The sequence below is a fragment of the Nocardia sp. PLKS1-43 genome (assembly GCF_059510335.1).
Map to the genome: position 1 here is coordinate 136,391 of NZ_JCAJZQ010000017.1, position 16,705 is coordinate 153,095.

16 protein-coding genes and 1 tRNA gene are annotated in these 16,705 nt (G+C 67.2%); 10 read left to right on the forward strand and 7 right to left on the reverse strand.

The features are described from left to right. The 4 genes from AC5WS7_RS37085 to AC5WS7_RS37100 all read left to right on the forward strand — a co-directional run bounded on the left by AC5WS7_RS37085 (position 1) and on the right by AC5WS7_RS37100 (position 2,821). Entirely contained in the window at positions 1-1,164 is a 1,164-nt protein-coding gene (locus AC5WS7_RS37085; protein ID WP_495959314.1) for an acyl-CoA dehydrogenase family protein, read from the forward strand. A 9-nt stretch (positions 1,165-1,173) separates the two neighbouring features. After that, on the forward strand, positions 1,174-1,962 hold the full coding sequence (locus AC5WS7_RS37090) for an enoyl-CoA hydratase family protein (RefSeq protein WP_495959315.1): 789 nt from the start codon (positions 1,174-1,176) through the stop codon (positions 1,960-1,962). Between the two features lie 6 nt (positions 1,963-1,968). Further along, a complete protein-coding gene (locus tag AC5WS7_RS37095) occupies positions 1,969-2,598 on the forward strand; it encodes a TetR/AcrR family transcriptional regulator (RefSeq protein WP_495959316.1) in 630 nt (209 codons plus the stop codon). Positions 2,599-2,748: 150 nt separating this feature from the next. Beyond that, positions 2,749-2,821 (forward strand) — tRNA-Glu (locus AC5WS7_RS37100). Positions 2,822-2,912: 91 nt separating this feature from the next. Here the strand turns inward: AC5WS7_RS37100 and AC5WS7_RS37105 are convergent. Beyond that, the gene (locus tag AC5WS7_RS37105; RefSeq protein ID WP_495959317.1) at positions 2,913-4,160 is read right to left on the reverse strand and encodes a bifunctional glycosyltransferase family 2/GtrA family protein; all 1,248 of its coding nucleotides are present in this window, start codon (positions 4,158-4,160) and stop codon (positions 2,913-2,915) included. A gap of 116 nt (positions 4,161-4,276) precedes the next feature. Next, the gene (gene thiD / locus AC5WS7_RS37110) at positions 4,277-5,125 is read right to left on the reverse strand and encodes a bifunctional hydroxymethylpyrimidine kinase/phosphomethylpyrimidine kinase (protein ID WP_495959318.1); all 849 of its coding nucleotides are present in this window, start codon (positions 5,123-5,125) and stop codon (positions 4,277-4,279) included. Positions 5,126-5,198: 73 nt separating this feature from the next. Between thiD and AC5WS7_RS37115 the strand changes: the two genes are divergently transcribed. Then, positions 5,199-6,344 carry a GTP-binding protein gene (locus AC5WS7_RS37115; protein ID WP_495959319.1) on the forward strand — a complete coding sequence of 382 codons (1,146 nt, stop codon included), beginning with the start codon at positions 5,199-5,201 and terminating at the stop codon, positions 6,342-6,344. Between the two features lie 119 nt (positions 6,345-6,463). On the opposite strand, the gene AC5WS7_RS37120 is transcribed toward AC5WS7_RS37115, so the two are convergent. Both AC5WS7_RS37120 and thiC read right to left on the reverse strand, forming a co-directional pair. Then, positions 6,464-7,306, reverse strand: coding sequence for a DUF5995 family protein (locus tag AC5WS7_RS37120; protein ID WP_495959320.1), 843 nt, complete (start codon positions 7,304-7,306; stop codon positions 6,464-6,466). Positions 7,307-7,687: 381 nt separating this feature from the next. Continuing rightward, entirely contained in the window at positions 7,688-9,328 is a 1,641-nt protein-coding gene (gene thiC, locus AC5WS7_RS37125) for a phosphomethylpyrimidine synthase ThiC (RefSeq protein WP_495959321.1), read from the reverse strand. 247 nt (positions 9,329-9,575) lie between these two features. On the opposite strand from thiC, the gene AC5WS7_RS37130 reads away from it, so the two are divergent. The 3 genes from AC5WS7_RS37130 to AC5WS7_RS37140 all read left to right on the forward strand — a co-directional run bounded on the left by AC5WS7_RS37130 (position 9,576) and on the right by AC5WS7_RS37140 (position 13,195). Further along, positions 9,576-10,259 carry a TetR/AcrR family transcriptional regulator gene (locus AC5WS7_RS37130; protein WP_495959322.1) on the forward strand — a complete coding sequence of 228 codons (684 nt, stop codon included), beginning with the start codon at positions 9,576-9,578 and terminating at the stop codon, positions 10,257-10,259. Positions 10,260-10,551: 292 nt separating this feature from the next. Then, positions 10,552-12,378, forward strand: a complete 1,827-nt coding sequence (locus tag AC5WS7_RS37135) for an acyl-CoA dehydrogenase (RefSeq protein WP_495959323.1) — start codon at positions 10,552-10,554, stop codon at positions 12,376-12,378. 178 nt (positions 12,379-12,556) lie between these two features. Continuing rightward, complete coding sequence (locus AC5WS7_RS37140; RefSeq protein ID WP_495959324.1) at positions 12,557-13,195, forward strand: hypothetical protein; 639 nt, start codon at positions 12,557-12,559, stop codon at positions 13,193-13,195. A gap of 10 nt (positions 13,196-13,205) precedes the next feature. Here AC5WS7_RS37140 and AC5WS7_RS37145 read toward each other — a convergent pair whose 3' ends face one another. From AC5WS7_RS37145 to AC5WS7_RS37155, 3 genes are read right to left on the reverse strand one after another with little or no spacing between them, the layout of a single operon-like run. Next, positions 13,206-14,021, reverse strand: coding sequence for an exodeoxyribonuclease III (locus tag AC5WS7_RS37145; protein ID WP_495959325.1), 816 nt, complete (start codon positions 14,019-14,021; stop codon positions 13,206-13,208). Between the two features lie 49 nt (positions 14,022-14,070). Beyond that, positions 14,071-15,033 (reverse strand): N-acetylglutamate synthase, CG3035 family, encoded by a 963-nt coding sequence (locus tag AC5WS7_RS37150; protein WP_495959326.1) that lies wholly within the window; start codon positions 15,031-15,033, stop codon positions 14,071-14,073. Then, positions 15,023-15,613, reverse strand: coding sequence for a peptide deformylase (locus AC5WS7_RS37155; protein ID WP_495959327.1), 591 nt, complete (start codon positions 15,611-15,613; stop codon positions 15,023-15,025). Before AC5WS7_RS37155 ends, AC5WS7_RS37150 begins: the two co-directional genes overlap by 11 nt. A gap of 126 nt (positions 15,614-15,739) precedes the next feature. Here AC5WS7_RS37155 and napA point away from each other — a divergent pair, with 126 nt between their 5' ends. Both napA and AC5WS7_RS37165 read left to right on the forward strand, forming a co-directional pair. Beyond that, entirely contained in the window at positions 15,740-16,084 is a 345-nt protein-coding gene (gene napA / locus AC5WS7_RS37160) for a nucleoid-associated protein NapA (RefSeq protein WP_495959328.1), read from the forward strand. A gap of 39 nt (positions 16,085-16,123) precedes the next feature. Continuing rightward, positions 16,124-16,684 (forward strand): LytR C-terminal domain-containing protein, encoded by a 561-nt coding sequence (locus AC5WS7_RS37165; RefSeq protein ID WP_495959329.1) that lies wholly within the window; start codon positions 16,124-16,126, stop codon positions 16,682-16,684. The last annotated feature ends 21 nt before the right edge of the window (positions 16,685-16,705 follow it).

Here is a 16,705-nt window from a genome sequence, read left to right on the forward strand (position 1 = left end):
ATGAGTTTCATCGAATCCGACGAGCAGAAGGCGCTGCGGGCCGCGGTGGCAGCACTGGCCGAGAAGTACAACTTCCGCGACTACGCCGGACCCAAGGCCCGCCGCAACGAGCCGTACGACGAATTGTGGGCCGAGGCGGGCGAACTCGGCTTCCTGGGCGTGAATCTTCCCGAGGAGTACGGCGGCGGTGGCGCGGGTATCTACGAACTGGCCCTGGTGCAGGAGGAACTCTCCGCGCGCGGCTGCGGCCTGCTGCTGATGGTGGTATCCCCGGCCATCTGCGGCACGATCATCACCAAATACGGCACCGAGGACCAGAAGAAGTACTGGCTCACCCGCCTGGCCGACGGTTCGTCGAAGATGGTCTTCGGCATCACCGAACCCGACGCCGGATCCAATTCGCACAAGATCACCACCACCGCACGCCGCGACGGCGCGGACTGGATTCTCAACGGCCGCAAGATCTTCATCTCCGGTGTGGACCAGGCCGAGGCGGTGCTGATCGTGGCCCGCACCGAGAACGCCAAGACCGGCAACCTCCAGCCCGCGCTGTTCATCGTGCCGGCCGATGCCCCCGGCCTCGTCAAGACGGCCCAGGAGATGGACATCATCGAGCCGGACAATCAGTTCACCCTGTTTCTCGACGACGTGCGCCTGCCCGCCACGGCGTTGGTCGGCCAGGAGGACGCGGCCATCGCGCAGCTGTTCGCCGGTCTGAATCCCGAGCGCATCATGGGTGCGGCGATGGCGGTGGGCATGGGCCGCTACGCCATCGATCGCGCGGTCGAGTACGCCAAGGAACGAGCGGTCTGGAAGGGCGTGCCGATCGGTGCCCACCAAGGCCTTTCGCATCCGCTCGCGCAGGTGAAGATCGAGCTCGAGCTGGCCAAGCTGATGATGCAGAAGGCCGCGGTGCTCTACGACTCCGGCGACGACTTCGGTGCGGCCGAGGCGGCGAACATGGCGAAATACGCTGCGGCCGAGGCGAGTATCAAGGCGCTGGACCAGGCCATCCAGACGCACGGCGGCTCCGGCCTGACCAGCGATGTCGGCCTGGCCGGGATGCTCGCCGCCGCCCGGATCGCGCGCGTCGCGCCGGTCAGCCGCGAGATGATCCTGAACTTCGTCTCCCAGCATTCGCTGGGCCTGCCGCGGTCCTACTGAGAGGCGGTCATGAGCGAAACATCCGATGCGCAAGCGCCTTTCGTGCGTTACGAGGTGAGCGACGGATTCGCCGTGCTCACCCTGGACTCCCCGCACAACCGCAACGCGCTGTCCTCGCGGTTGGTGCGTGAACTGCTGGCAGGGCTCGAACGTGCCGCCGCCGACGAATCCGTGCGCGGCGTCGTGCTGGCCCACACCGGCAACACCTTCTGCGCCGGTGCGGATCTGAAGGAAGCCCTGGACGCCGACCCGGCGGCCGCCGCGGATATCCGGACCCGATGGATGATCCGGGTGCTGCGGGACATCCTGGAACTCCGCAAACCTGTTGTGGCACAGATCGATGGCAATGTCCGAGCCGGCGGCATGGGCATCCTCGCCGCCTGCGATATCGCCGTCGCGGGCCCGTCGAGCAGCTTCGCGCTCACCGAGGCGCGAATCGGCCTGGCGCCCTTCATGATCTCGCTGACGCTGCTGCCGCGCCTGACCGCACGCGCGGCCGCTCGCTATTACCAGACCGGCGAGACCTTCGATGCGGCCGAGGCCGAACGCGTCGGCCTGATCACCATCGCGGCGCATGATGCGGTCGCCGAGGTGAACCGGCTGCGCGGTGAACTGCGCAAGGGCTCGCCGCAGGGGCTGGCCGAGAGCAAGCGGCTGGTGAACGCGGCCCTGCTCGCCGAGTTCGACCGCTCGGCCGAGGAGTTGGCGAAGCGGTCCGCCTCCTGTTTCGGAACGCCCGAGGTCGTCGAGGGTATGACGGCCTTCTTCGAGCGGCGGCCGCCGCGCTGGGCAGAATAGCCCATCATGGCTACCCCGCACGAACCCAAGCAGGACCGCAGCCGGGCCACCCGGCAGCGGCTGCTCGAATCGACCATCGACGCGCTGGCCGAAACCGGTTGGGCGGCGGCCACCGTGGCCGTGGTGGCCGAACGGGCCGGGGTGTCCCGCGGTGCGGCGCAACATCATTTCCCCACTCGAGAGGATCTGATCACCGCCGCACTCGAGTACATGTTCGACATCCGCATGGCACAGGCCGAGGCCGAGGCGCTCAGTCTGCACCGGATCGCCGAGGGCGTCGGCCGCACCGAGGCGGTGGTGGGTTCGCTGGTCGAGTCCTATACGAGCCCGCTGTTCAAGGCGGCCCTGCAGGTGTGGACGCACGCCGCGGCCGATCCCGCCCTGCGTGAGCGCATCGTCCCGCTGGAGGCCCGGTTCGGCCGTGTCTCGCACCGCATGGCGGTGGCCGCGCTGGGCGTCGACGACTCCGATCCGGTCGCTCACCACCTCGTCCAGGCCACCATGGACCTGGCCCGCGGCCTCGGCCTGGCCGACGTCCTCACCGACGACTCCGCCCGCCGGAAGGAAATCGTCGCCCAGTGGGCAAGCACCCTGCACGCGGCCCTGGATGCCCGCCCCGGCACCCGGACCGCGTGAACCCGAGCCGTCCCGGTGACGAATGTGAATGAGCAGGATATTCCCACTCCGCTCGATGTGGCGCACGGGACGATGGGGCCGGGCGGCTGTGATCCACCCGACTTGATTTGGCCGATGGCCGTGCGGCGGTTACGCTAGGCGAGTTGTTCTGGCCCCGTCGTCTAGCGGCCTAGGACGCCGCCCTCTCAAGGCGGTAGCGCGGGTTCAAATCCCGTCGGGGCTACTTCGAAAAGCCGCATGGATCATGCGGCTTTTTCACTGTCCGGATGAAACCGTCTGTCGCGCAGCCGGATTCGCTGAAGGGGCTCGTCGGATCACGCGAGGTTCGCGGCGGCGCGGGAACCACCGACCGCATTGCGGAACACCCAGCGCAATCCGATGAACCGGATCAGCGTGGCGACCAGATTCGCGATCACCAGCACCAGCAGTTGCAGGTGCACGGCCGCTCCGGGAGCCCAGTGATGCAGGGCGAACAGCGAACCGCTGGTCAGACACCAGGTGAAGACGAAGATCAACAGACCCTGCACCTGATGCGAGACGGCCTTGCTCGAACCCCGTACACCGAAGGTGAACGCCCGGTTGGCCGTCGTATTACCGATTGCCGTGATCAGCAGCGCCAGGAAATTCGCCGCCTGCGCACCGGTGAGCGGCTGCAACACCAGGTACAGGGCCATGAAGGCGAGCGTCGAGATCACCCCGACGATGCCGAATCGCACCACCTGCCCGACCATGCCCAGTGGTACGCCCTCCACCAGCGGCTCCCGCCCGATCGCTGCGCGCAGCTCGTTGATGGGCAGTCGGCCGGTCGCCAGGGCCCGGCCCAGGCGCCAGATCCCGCGCAGATCCTTGCGCGCGGTGTCGATGATGTCCACCCGCGAATCCGGATCGTCGATCCAGTCCACCGGCACCTCGTGAATCCGCAGTCCGGCGCGTTCGGCGATCACCAGCAGTTCGGTGTCGAAGAACCACTCACCGTCCTGGACCAGCGGCAACACCAGCTGGGCGACGTCGGTGCGGATGGCCTTGAACCCGCATTGCGCGTCGGAGAAGCGAGCCCGCAGCGAAGCCTTCAGGATCAGGTTGTACGACCGGGAGATGAATTCCCGCTTGGGCCCGCGCACCACCCGCGAGGATTTGGCCAGCCTGGTCCCGATCGCCAGATCCGAATGTCCGGACACCAGCGGCGCGACGAGCGGCAGCAACGCGTTGAGGTCGGTGGACAGATCGACGTCCATGTAGGCGACGACCTGCGCGTCGGACGCCTCCCAGGCCGCCCGCAACGCCCGGCCGCGCCCCTTGCGATCCAGGTGCACCACGTGCACGTCGTCCAGTTCGTCGGCCAGCCCCCGGGCCACGGCCAGCGTGGTGTCGGTCGACGCGTTGTCCGCTATGGTGATCCGGGCGCTGAACGGGAACCCGTCACCGAGGAATTCGTGCAGGCGACGGACGCACACGCCGAGGTCGCGCTCCTCGTTGTAGACCGGGATCACCACATCCAGCACGGGCGTCAGTACGGCATCGTCCGGATCGCACTCGTGCGCCGCCGTTGCGGTGTCGGTCATGGGGTCCACCGTCGAGGACCAGCCTTGGTTCTGGCTGCGGCGGAGCTGAGAGATTCCTGGGAGAGCGGCCGACGGGGTTGCGTAATCGAAGTTTCGAACAAAGAATATTTGCCCCCTCAATCGTGGGAACGCAGCCGCCACAGCGGTGAAACCGGCCCGTGCCCAGCGCCCAGATCGTACGACGCGGCCAGGCAGCGCGTCGTCCATTCCTTGCCGAATTCCACCGCCTCGGGAACGGTGTAACCGTGCGCGAGCGCGCACGCGGTGGCCGCGGCCAGGGTGTCGCCGCCGCCGTGGTCGTTACCGGTGGCGATGCGCGGGGCGGACAGTTCGATGAACGTGTCGCCGTCGTAGAGCAGATCGGTGCTGGACGACGACGAACGCAGATGTCCGCCCTTGACGATCACCCAGCGCGGTCCCAGCGCGTGCAGCGCCTCGGCCGCCTTGTGCGCTGTGCGATCGTCGACGACGTCGATTGCGGTGAGCAACCGCACCTCGTCCAGATTGGGAGTGATCAGGGTGGCGCACGGAATCAAGCTGTGCCGCAACGCGTCCAGGGCCTCGGCGTGCAGCAGCGGATCGCCGTGCATGGAGGCCGCGACCGGATCGACCACCAGCGGAATCGATCCGTCGCGGCCGATGCCCAGCTCCCGGCACACACCCGCGACCGCCTCGATGATCGCGGTCGAGGCGAGCATGCCGGTCTTGGCCGCGCCGATGCCGATATCGCCCACCACGACGCGGACCTGATCGGCGACCACCTCGGGCGGAATTTCGTGAAATCCGCTGACGCCCACCGAATTCTGTATTGTCACCGCCGCGACGGCGACGCAGGCGTGCACGCCGAGCATCGCCATCGTGCGTGAATCGGCCTGGATCCCCGCGCCGCCGCCGGAATCGGTTCCGGCAATGGTCAGCGCGCGGATCGGCGTGCGGCCGTCGGGGGGCAGCGGCAGAAGTCTCACGGGGTACGACACTACGACCTGCCGTTCGGGGCCCGCAGTGCACCGCATTAATGAAAACGGTTATCATTATCCTGTGACCGCATCGCCGAACGTCCCGCTGCCCGTGACCGTCCTGTCCGGATTCCTCGGCGCGGGCAAGACGACCCTGCTCAACCACATCCTGGCCAACCGCGAAGGCCGCCGGGTGGCGGTGATCGTCAACGATATGAGCGAGGTGAACATCGACGCGGCCCTGGTCGCGGGCCAGGCGGGCCTGAACCGCACCGAGGAGAAACTGGTCGAACTCACCAACGGCTGCATCTGCTGCACCCTGCGCGAGGATCTGCTCGAATCGGTCGGCGAGCTGGCTCGCTCGGGACACTTCGACCAGTTGGTGATCGAATCGACCGGCATCTCCGAACCCATGCCGGTGGCTGCCACCTTCGAATGGGAATTCGAGGACGGCTTCCGGCTCGGCGACATCGCTCGGCTGGACACCATGGTCACGGTCGTGGACGCCTCCACGTTCCTGGCCGAGGTGGTGAAGGGGCACACCCTCGCCGACCGGGATATGCAGGCCGCGCCCGGCGACGAGCGCACCATCGCCGACCTGCTCATCGATCAGGTCGAATTCGCGAACGTGCTGATACTCAACAAGATCGATCTGGTGAGCGCGAACGCCGTCGGGACCGTGGAGGCGACGATCAGGCGGCTCAACCCGGCAGCGCACATCGTGCGGGCCGAGCGCGGTGTGGTCGAGCTGGCGGAGGTGCTCGGCACCGGCCGCTACAACCCCGATATCGCAGCGCAATTCGACGGCTGGGACGGCGAACTCGCCGGCGGGCACACCCCGGAGACCGAGGAGTACGGGATCAGCAGCCTCACCTTCACCGCGGACCGCCCCTTCCATCCCGCACGTCTGGAAGCGGTTCTGGCGCAATTGAACCGGCTGCTGCGCAGCAAGGGCTTCTGCTGGCTGGCGTCCCGGCCCGACGTCGCCGCGCTCTGGTCTCAGGCCGGCCCGAACCTGACCTTCGAGGCCGCCGCGTACTGGACCGCGCTGGAAATGCCGCCCGGCCAGGAACTCGTCTTCATCGGCGTCCGCCTGAACCGCCCGCACATCCGTGACCTCCTGAACACCGCCCTGCTCACCGACGCCGAACTCGCCGCCGGTCCCCGAGCGTGGGCGCGATACCCGGATCCCTTCCCGTCCTGGGGTGACCTGCACGAACACGCATGAGGGGCCTGTTCGTGCGGCTCACGCCGCGCCGATAGGTCCGGCGCACCGCCGCGGTTCGTCCCCGATGCCGGACGGGGACGAACCGTCGGCGTCGTCGGACGGGTGCCGGTGTCCGGGCTTCACAATCCGCCGAGCCGGGTGAGGACGTCGAAGGCGGATTCGGTGGACTCGTGCAGCGTCCGGATCTCTCCCGCGGTCGCGTCGCGGGTCGCCGGGCTCTGCAGTGCCAGGCCGTTGCCGAACACGATCACGTTGTAGCCGTCGTCGGCGGCCCGGAGCATGGGGCCGGTCGCAACGCCTTGTCCGACAACCAGATCCAAGCCCTCGCCGAGAAAATAGAACCGCCACAGCGGGCCGAGGTCGACGCCGTAGGCGGCCTTGGTGCGGTCGACGATCGGCAACCCCTGCCCGGCGATCGCGTCGACGATTTCGAAGTGGTCGCCCGCGTCCTCCGGCCGCGCGCCGACCGCCGCGACCGAATACGCCAGATCGACCGTGAGATGGGCGTTGTAACCGGCCATCGCCACCCGGGCACCGGATACGCCGCAACTCGCCGCCAGCGAAAAGTACTGCGCCCAATGCGGTTCCACGTCACCGCCGGTGAATTCGAGGTGAAGGTCGACCAAGAGCCGCCGGGCGAGCTCCAAGCTGACCGCGTGCGCGTAGGCGGGGTGGGCGAATGCCGAGGGATCACGCTGCAGCGGCATCACGGCCTGCTGTTCGGACAGATCGAGCCCGATCAAGAACAGCCCGCGCCGATCTCGATGCCGCACGAGAATGTCGGTGATGCGGTGGTGTCGCTCGATGGCGTCGCTCAGCCGTTGCATAGGAGTGCCCGACAATGTCGTCGTGTCCGTGAGCGCGGCAATCGTGCCGACCTCGCCGGCGGACAGCGGGCTTCCGCAGCCTGCCGTCGCGACCGGCGGCACCCCCGCGCTCGCCGGAGCGACGCTGGACGCCACAGCGACACCGATTATCCCGACCAGAATCCATCTCGGCACCCCAACCCGAACCATGCCGGTCCTTTCCGTTCGCTCATGTGCGATGGCGGGCCCACTGTCGTCGGGTAATTAGATCATCGCGCCGAGCCCGCGCGGTCGTGCGGCGGGACCGGATCGACGCCATGACGAGCGGAGGTGGGGGTTGGGGTCAGGGTTCAGCGGTCGGCGTGTCGCTGGATTCGTCCCGAGAAGAAACTGCGTGGTCCGAGTACGGTCGAGCGCGTTTCGCGCCGCCGAATCGCGCATACGACCCGGGTCCGTCGTCCCGGAGGAGGTCGGGGCCAGGCGGGACCCCGGCCTCCGCTGGGAGGCCGGACCCGGGATCGGTTGTGCGGGAAGGCTTTACGAGACGACCGGGAGGTACACCTGGTTGCCGGAGTCGGTGAATTCGGCCGACTTCTCCGCCATGCCCGCCGCTATCGCGTCCACATCGGTGAGGCCGTGGCGCTCGGCGTATTCGCGGACGTCGGCGGAGATCCGCATGGAGCAGAACTTCGGGCCGCACATGGAGCAGAAGTGGGCGGTTTTCGCGGGTTCGGCGGGGAGGGTTTCGTCGTGGAATTCGCGGGCGGTGTCCGGATCCAGGGACAGGGCGAACTGGTCGTGCCAGCGGAACTCGAAGCGCGCCTTGGACAACGCGTCGTCCCGGTCCTGCGCGTGCGGCAGGCCCTTGGCCAGGTCCGCGGCGTGCGCGGCGATCTTGTAGGTGATCACGCCGGTCTTCACATCGTCGCGGTTGGGCAGGCCCAGGTGTTCCTTGGGCGTGACGTAGCACAGCATCGCGGTACCGGCCTGGGCGATGATCGCCGCGCCGATCCCGGAGGTGATGTGGTCGTACCCGGGCGCGATATCGGTGGCCAGCGGACCCAGGGTGTAGAAGGGAGCCTCCTCGCACAGCTCCTCCTCGAGCCGCACGTTCTCTACGATCTTGTGCATCGGCACGTGCCCCGGGCCTTCGATCATCACCTGCACGCCATGGGATTTCGCGATCTTCGTCAGCTCGCCCAGGGTGCGCAGTTCGGCGAACTGGGCCTCGTCGTTGGCATCGGCGATCGAACCGGGGCGCAGGCCGTCGCCGAGGGAGAAGGTGATGTCGTACTTCGCCAGAATCTCGCACAACTCGGCGAAATGCGTGTACAGGAACGATTCCTGGTGATGCGCCAGGCACCACGCGGCCATGATCGAACCGCCGCGCGAGACGATTCCGGTCACCCGCTTGGCGGTCAGCGGCACGTAGCGCAGCAGCACCCCGGCGTGCACGGTCATGTAGTCGACGCCCTGCTCGGCCTGCTCGATCACGGTGTCGCGGTAGAGTTCCCAGGTCAACTGCGTCGGATCGCCGTTCACCTTCTCCAGCGCCTGATAGATCGGCACGGTGCCGACCGGCACCGGCGAATTGCGCAGAATCCACTCGCGGGTTTCGTGAATGTTCTTGCCGGTGGACAGATCCATGATGGTGTCCGCACCCCAGCGGGTGGCCCACACCATCTTCTCGACCTCCTCGGCGATCGAGGAGGTGACGGCCGAATTGCCGATGTTCGCATTGATTTTCACCGCGAACCGCTTGCCGATGATCATCGGCTCGGACTCGGGATGGTTGTGGTTGGCCGGAATCACCGCGCGCCCCGCGGCGACCTCCTCGCGCACCAACTCGGGTGAAACCCCTTCGCGCGCAGCGATATACCGCATCTCACTGGTGATGATGCCCTGCCGGGCCCAGGCCAGCTGGGTGGGCGGGCCGGCGACGTCGGGTTTGGCCCAGCCGTCCCGCAACTTGGGCAGGCCGCCCTCGAGGTCGATCACCGCGGCATCGTCGGTGTACGGGCCCGAGGTGTCGTAGACGTCGAAGTGCTCACCGTTGCTCAGATTGATCCGGCGGACCGGAATTCGCAGGTCATCGACCTGCTGATAGTGCTTGACACTGCCCTGAACAGGACCTGTGGTCACGGACTCGACCGTGCCCTGGACATGATTCGATGACATGTGAAGCCTCCCTACGCCGGCATTACCCGGTCAGGTTCGAACGGTCGACGACCCTGTTCCGCCCGAATGGGCTAGCCGTCCTCTCAGCCCGCTGGTGCGAGCCCCCGCATGTTCGGTTGTGGTACCCGGCCGAGAGTACATGCCCGAAGCCCGGCCCGTCAGCGGACCCGGGCGGAAATCTCGCGGCGGCCCGCCGCCGCGAGGACATTCGACACCACGGCCGCGCGGCACCGATTATTGTCGGGCGATGACCCGCAGCAAATCCTCCGCGCGGACAGAATCCGCGGCGGCCAACCACCGGACCCGCGGTCTGGACGCGGAACAGCGCAGTGTTCGGCGCCGTCGCAAGATTCTGGATGCTTCGATGGATTTATTTGCCGGTCAGGGCTTTTGGGGAACGTCGATCGAACAGATCTGCCAATCCGCCTATGTCGGCACGAAAGCCTTCTACGAACATTTCGAGAGTAAGGAGGCCTGTTACGCCGCTCTGCTCGATCAGGTAACGGCACATACTCAGCAACAGGTTGCCGAACAAGCCGACGCCGTGGCCGAATTACCCTGGTCGGAGCGGGCGCCGGTGGTGATCGCCGCCTTCGTGCACGCCATCGCGGACGATCCGCGAATCGCGGCGGTCGGTTTCGGTCAGGCCGGTGGCATCTCCCCGGTCGTGGAACGGCAGCGTCGCGGGTATCGCCGCTGGGCCGCGGCCTTCCTGGACGCTCAATGGGCCGGCGAGCCGGATCCAGACGGTGAGCGGCAGCGCCGCAGACTGGCGCTGGCCCTCGGTGCGATCGGGGGACTGTTCGAACTCGTCATCGATTGGTTGTTCCACCACGACGACGGCGGGTGCCCGGACACGATGGAATCCTTGGTCGCGGATCTCAACCGCTATATCACCGCGGTGGGCGCGGGCCGTGCCGGATTGCTGTGAGAGCCGCAGCGCTGTGAGGTACGCGCGGTATCCGGGGGATGAATCCTCGGTCGCTCTCGGATAACTTCCGGCAAATTATCGGATGTGAAGTCCGGTACACCCGGACACGGGAAATAACAGCCTGTTCGGTAGGTAGGCGAGTTAACGATTCGGGCGGCGTGGAGCCTACGGTTGCGTAGCCTGACGGTTGTACGGCAACCTCCAGATGTAACTGTCGACCAGTGTGCGCGGCCGGATTCGCGGATCGATGTTTCGCCCTCGCACGCTGCAATTGCGCCGAGGAGGCCGGTCCGTGTCGCACTACAAGGCGAACGTTCGTGATATCGAGTTCAACTTGTTCGAGGTGCTGGGAATCGGAGCGCTGCTGGACGGCGGCGCCTACGGCGATCTGGACGCCGACACCGCACGGGGCATGCTGGGCGAGGTGCTGCGCCTGGCGGAGGGGCCGGTCGCCGAATCGTTCGTCGACGCCGACCGCAACCCCGTCACCTTCGACCCCGCCACGCACTCCGCCGTGGTCCCCGATTCGATGCGCAAGACCGTGGCCGCGGTGAACGAGGCGGGCTGGTCCGCGCTGGGCATGCCCGAGGCGATGGGCGGCGTTCCCGCCCCCTCCCCGCTGATCTGGGCGACGCAGGAAATGCTTGTGGCAGCGCATAATTCGGCGAGCTTCTTCAATATGGGCCCGCTCATGCACGAGGTGCTGTTCCGCGAGGGCACCCCGGAGCAGCAGCGCTGGGCGTCCCACGCGTGGGAGAACCGCTGGGGCGGAACGATGGTGCTCACCGAGCCCGACGCCGGTTCGGATGTCGGCATGGGCCGCACCAAGGCGATTCAGCAGCCCGACGGCACCTGGCACATCGAGGGGGTCAAGCGCTTCATCTCCGGCGGTGACGTCGGCGATACCGCGGACAACATCTTCCACCTCACCCTGGCCCGCCCCGAGGGCGCGGGCCCGGGCACCAAGGGACTGTCGCTGTTCGTCGTCCCGAAATTCCTGTTCGATCCGCAGACACTGGCATTGGGTGAGCGCAACGGGGTCTACGTCACCAACCTCGAGCACAAGATGGGGATCAAATCCTCGCCCACCTGCGAATTGACCTTCGGCGCAGAGCATCCCGCGATCGGCTACCTGGTCGGCGATGTGCACAACGGCATCGCCCAGATGTTCAAGGTGATCGAGCACGCCCGGATGATGGTGGGCGTGCTGTCGGCGGGCACGCTCTCGACCGGATACCTGAATGCCCTGGAATACGCCAAGACTCGCGTACAGGGCGCCGACCTGACCCAGATGGCCGACAAGTCCGCGCCGCGCGTCACCATCACCCACCACCCGGACGTGCGCCGCAGCCTGGCGTTGCAGAAGGCGTATTCGGAGGGGTTGCGCGCGCTGTACCTGTACTGCTCGGCGTATCAGGATGCCGATGTGGCACAGGCCAATTTCGGTGCGGACGCCGATGTGGCCGCGCGGGTCAACGACCTGCTGCTGCCGATCGTCAAGGGCGTCGGTTCCGAGCGCGCGTACGAGACGCTGACCGAGTCGCTGCAGACCTTCGGCGGTTCGGGCTATTTGCAGGACTATCCGGTCGAGCAGTACATCCGCGATGTGAAGATCGACTCGCTGTACGAGGGCACCACCGCGATCCAGGCGCAGGACTTCTTCTTCCGCAAGATCATTCGGGACAAGGGCGTGGCGCTGGGCCATGTGGCCGGGCTGATCGGGAAGTTCGTCGAAGCCGAGGGCTCCGCGCTGAAGGCCGAGCGTGAACTGCTCGGCGCGGCGCTGGCCGACGTGCAGGCCATGGCCGCCGCGCTGACCGGTTATCTGATGGCCTCCCAGCAGAATCCGGAGGAGATCTACAAGGTCGGCCTCGGTTCGGTGCGCTTCCTGCACGCGGTCGGCGATCTGGTGATCGGGTGGCGGCTGCTGGAGGCGGCGATGATCGCGCAGACCGCGCTCGAGGGCAGCCCGACCGAGAAGGATCGGCTGTTCTACACCGGAAAGAGCGTTGTCGCTTCGTGGTTCGCGAAGAATCAGCTGCCGCTGCTGAGCAGCGTTCGCACGGTGATCGAGAACCTGGACAACGACATCATGCAGCTGGAGGAAGCCGCCTTCTGAGCTTCCGGCCGGCGAAGGACGCGGAAGCGGGACAACCGATTTCGTGCGGACATGGGTAACTCACCGGGTACGCCCGAAAGGCAACCCGGTGGGCCGCTCTCGGCCCGAAGCGAGAGTCTCCCCGTGCTCGACGGCCCGCTGAAGTTGCGGACAGGCGGAACAGGGGTACAACTAGCCCATGGTGTTCCCGGTGGAGTTCGGCTGGATTCAAGTGCTGCTGGGGCTGCTGTTCGCGGTCGCCGTCGTCCTGCTCGTCACCGCGCTGTTCAAAGCGCGCCGGGCCGGCTGGCGCGTGCTGGCCCGAAGGGGCAGCAGCGCACTGGTTCTGGTCCTGATCGCGGTGCTGATCCTGTGGGTGACCACGCTGCTGCGCGCCTACCTCGGGCTGACCGGTGAGGTGAAGGCCGCGCACGTCATCGCGAAATCCGTTGCCAACAGCCCGCATACCCTCGATGTGGAGGTCACCGTCTACGGCGATCGCGACCACGCCGACACGCACGCCACCTACCTGGTCGAGGGCGATATGTGGGCCCTGCAGGCCGATATCGTCGAACTCGAACCGTGGGTCAACGCCCTGGGTTTCCACTCCGGCTACAAACTCACCCGCCTGCTCGGCGAACGCCAGGACGGTACCGCGGTGAAACAGAACCAGATCTTCCTCAACGGCAGCGACCGGGACTTCTTCGCGGACATGCAGAATCACACCTGGTACACCCATCCCTTCGTCCGCTCCGCCTACGGCAACGCCGTCATCGCCACCCCCGGCGCGTACGACGTCTTCATCTCCCAGGACGCCATCAAGACCCGCCCGGCATAGCCGAGAGCCGTCACTCGGCGATTTCGGCCACCACCGGGGCGTGGTCTGAGGCGCCCTTGCCCTTGCGTTCCTCGCGGTCGACGCCCGCGTCGGTGACCCGTGCGGACAGGGCTGGGGAAGCGAGGATGAAGTCGATGCGCATGCCCTCCTTACGGGGGAAACGCAATTGGGTGTAGTCCCAGTAGGTGTAGACGCCCGGCCCTGGGGCGAAGGGCCGCATGACGTCGGTGAAACCGGCCTCGGTGATGGCCGTGAAGGCCGCGCGTTCCGGTTGGGAGACATGGGTTTTGCCGTCGAAGAAATCCATCGACCACACGTCGTCGTCGGTGGGCGCGATATTCCAGTCGCCGACCAGGGCGATCTGCGCGCCGGGACGCTCGGCCAGCCAGCGAGCGGCCGAATCACGCAGCGCGCCAAGCCATTGCAGTTTGTAGGTATAGTGCGGATCGTGCAGGGCGCGGCCGTTGGGTACGTACAGGCTCCACACCCGGACCCCGCCGCAGGTGGCGCCGAGTGCGCGGGCCTCGACGACCGGCGCGGCCAGCAGGGAGGCCTCGGCGTCCTTGTCGAAACCGGGTTGCCCGGGAAAGCCGATCTCCACCTCGTCCAGCCCGACGCGCGAGGCGATCGCCACCCCGTTCCACTGGTTGAATCCGACGTGCGCGACCTCGTAACCGGCGTCTTCGAAACGCTCGGAAGGGAATTGGTCGTCCCGGCACTTGGTCTCCTGGATCGCCAGCACGTCGATGTCGGCGCGGTCGAGCCAGCCGACCACCCGGTCCACCCGGGACCGAATCGAATTCACGTTCCATGTCGCCAGACGCACTGCCGGCTCACCTCTTTCGCTCCCCGGCCCGGCGCGGCCGCGCGTATTTTCAGTCGGGCACGGCGTACCGGTACCGATGGTGCTCGATGAAACCCATCTCCCGGTACAGCGCCAACGCCCCGGTATTCTCCACCTCCACTTGGAGATAGGCGTGGGTGGCGCCGCGCCGCTGGCCCCAGCGGATCAGCTCGGCGCAGACCAGCGTGCCCAGTCCGTGGCGGCGGTGCGGCGCGGCGACCGCGACGCTGCTCAACCCGACCCAGTGCCGTCCGTCCGGCGCGACGGTGACCGCACCGCGCCCGATCGCCAGGACGCTGGGCATACCCAGCGCGGCGAAACCCACTTCGCCCTGGTGGACGGCGGTCAGCACGTCGCGATCCGGTTCCACCGGCGCGACCGGCGTGGTGTCCTCGCCCTTGAATCTGTGCAGGTCCAGCCATGCCGCATTCGGTTCGGTATCGATGCGCACCATCGAAGGACCCTGCGGCAGAACGATATTGTTGATATCGATGCCGAGAACCACCACCTCGCACCAGGTGCGGTAGCCGGGCAGTTCCGGAACCAGCCGATCCGGCAGCGCCAGCTGCACCGGCAGGCCGCGCGCGGCGTACCACTCGGCGATCCGGGTCAGCGCGCCCGGAGTCAGTTGCACCGGACCGTCCACGGTCCCCAGCGGCAGAGCCGAATTCGCCCGGCGGGTGTAGCCGTTCCCGGCGCGCACCAGCCAGCCGTCGATCCAGGCGCGTTCCACGCCCGGCCAGCCGTCCGCCGCCGCGGACTCCAGCGCTCGGATCTCGCGAGTGCGAATCGGCCTGGGGGACAACGTCCTGGCCGCGACGACCCGTTCGGCGGGGATGGTCACGGTGCTCCCGTCCGGGATCCGCACGGCCAGCGGGTCGAGCGTCACGAGTTCGCCGATGATGTCGGTGAACTGGTGTGCATCGTCGGCGGGCAGGCGGTAGCGGACCACGACCCGCCGTCCGGGAACCAGGTCGTCGGGCTCAGTCGTCATGTCCGAACGGGTCCGCGACCGATCCGGGCAGCCAGCTCGAACCCGGTGTGCCCCAACCGTTTCGCTTGATCGCCCTCTTCGCCGCCCGGGCGTTGCGGCCGATCAGCACGTCTACATAGAGGAAGCCGTCCAGATGGCCCACCTCGTGTTGCAGCATGCGGGCGAAGAAGCCCTTGCCCTCGATGGTGACCGGATCGCCCTTCTCATCGGTGCCGGTCACCCGCGCCCACTCGGCGCGGCCGGTGGGGAACTGCTCACCGGGAACCGACAGGCAGCCCTCCTCGTCGTCATCGGGGTCGGGCATGGTCTCCGGGATCTCCGAGGTTTCCAGCACCGGATTGATCACCGCGCCGCGACGACGATTCACCGTGCCGTCCGCGTCGACGTCGGGGCAGTCGTAGACGAACAGGCGTAACGCCACGCCGACCTGATTCGCCGCCAGGCCAACACCATTGGCCGCGTCGAGCGTCTCGTACATGTCCGCGATCAGCTCGGCGAGCTCGTCCGGTGACTGGGTGACCGGTTCGGTCGGATTGTGCAGCACCGGATCGCCGACGATGCGAATGGGGAGAATCGCCATGGTCGCACACTTTACGCGGCGTCGTGGCGGGTCCCGACACGCCGTGTGACACATCTTGTATCTCCGGCATCCGTGGTTCAATGAGCGACGACGTATCGTCTGGTGGTTACTCGGCGAGGGAGCATTATGGACAGCGCAGCGGCCCGGAACCTTTCCGCAAGCGAGGACAGCTCTTCCGCGAGCGAGGTCCTCGGCCCACCGGGTGCGGAACAGTCGGTCGACGGCCTCGACCGTCGCGAGCTCGAGATCCTCGATTTCGAACGTAAATGGTGGAAGTACGCGGGAGCCAAGGAAGAGGCCATCCGTGAACTGTTCGGCATGTCCGCCACCCGCTACTACCAGGTGCTCAACGCCGTCGTCGACAAGCCCGAGGCCCTGGTCGCCGACCCGATGCTGGTCAAACGCCTGCGCCGGTTGCGGGCGAGCCGTCAGAAGGCCAGAGCGGCACGGCGAATGGGCTTTCAGGTGTGATCCGCGCGTTCGGATGCGCGGACGGTTAGGGTTGCAACCGTGAGCAACCAGAATCCGGCCCCGGGTGGACTGCCGCTGCGTGCGCTCGCCATGGTGTTGATCGCGGTGGCCATAGTCTTCGCCGGCCTCGGCGCGATGTCCCTGTCGCGATCGCAGGCCGACAGTTCGGCGTCCCCGGATTCGGCCACCTCGACGACCGCGCAGGCCGCGGCCACCTCGGCGCAGCCCGCCGCCTCGGCCGCGGCGCAGGACACCGCGTCCGCCGCGGCCGAAACGACGACCACCACGACCGCGCCCACCACGACCGCGGCCGCCGGAGTCGACAAGTCGATTCCGGTGCGGGTGCTCAACAACAGCACCGTCGCGGGCCTGGCCGCCAAGACCGGGGCCAAGCTCACCGCGAACGGCTGGAAAGTCACCTCGACGGGTAACTACGCGACCAGCGTGCTGTCGAAAACCACTGTGTTCTACGAGAATTCACCACATCAGCAAGCGACCGCGGAGGCGATCGCCGGTCAGCTCGGCGGGATCGCGGAGCCCCGGACCGCGGCCCTGGCCGGTTCGGCTCCGGGCATCATCGTCATCGTCACCGGCGGCTGAGTCCGGTGGCACAACGGCTCG

Excerpts from the sequence above, each read along its gene's own strand:
- AC5WS7_RS37085 (WP_495959314.1), top strand. The coding sequence starts at position 1 with ATGAGTTTCATCGAATCCGACGAGCAGAAGGCGCTGCGGGCCGCGGTG.
- AC5WS7_RS37155 (WP_495959327.1), bottom strand. The coding sequence starts at position 15,613 with ATGGCGATTCTCCCCATTCGCATCGTCGGCGATCCGGTGCTGCACAAT.
- AC5WS7_RS37150 (WP_495959326.1), bottom strand. The coding sequence starts at position 15,033 with ATGACGACTGAGCCCGACGACCTGGTTCCCGGACGGCGGGTCGTGGTC.
- AC5WS7_RS37090 (WP_495959315.1), top strand. The coding sequence starts at position 1,174 with ATGAGCGAAACATCCGATGCGCAAGCGCCTTTCGTGCGTTACGAGGTG.
- AC5WS7_RS37095 (WP_495959316.1), top strand. The coding sequence starts at position 1,969 with ATGGCTACCCCGCACGAACCCAAGCAGGACCGCAGCCGGGCCACCCGG.
- AC5WS7_RS37130 (WP_495959322.1), top strand. The coding sequence starts at position 9,576 with ATGACCCGCAGCAAATCCTCCGCGCGGACAGAATCCGCGGCGGCCAAC.
- thiC (WP_495959321.1), bottom strand. The coding sequence starts at position 9,328 with ATGTCATCGAATCATGTCCAGGGCACGGTCGAGTCCGTGACCACAGGT.
- napA (WP_495959328.1), top strand. The coding sequence starts at position 15,740 with ATGGACAGCGCAGCGGCCCGGAACCTTTCCGCAAGCGAGGACAGCTCT.
- AC5WS7_RS37140 (WP_495959324.1), top strand. The coding sequence starts at position 12,557 with ATGGTGTTCCCGGTGGAGTTCGGCTGGATTCAAGTGCTGCTGGGGCTG.
- AC5WS7_RS37105 (WP_495959317.1), bottom strand. The coding sequence starts at position 4,160 with ATGACCGACACCGCAACGGCGGCGCACGAGTGCGATCCGGACGATGCC.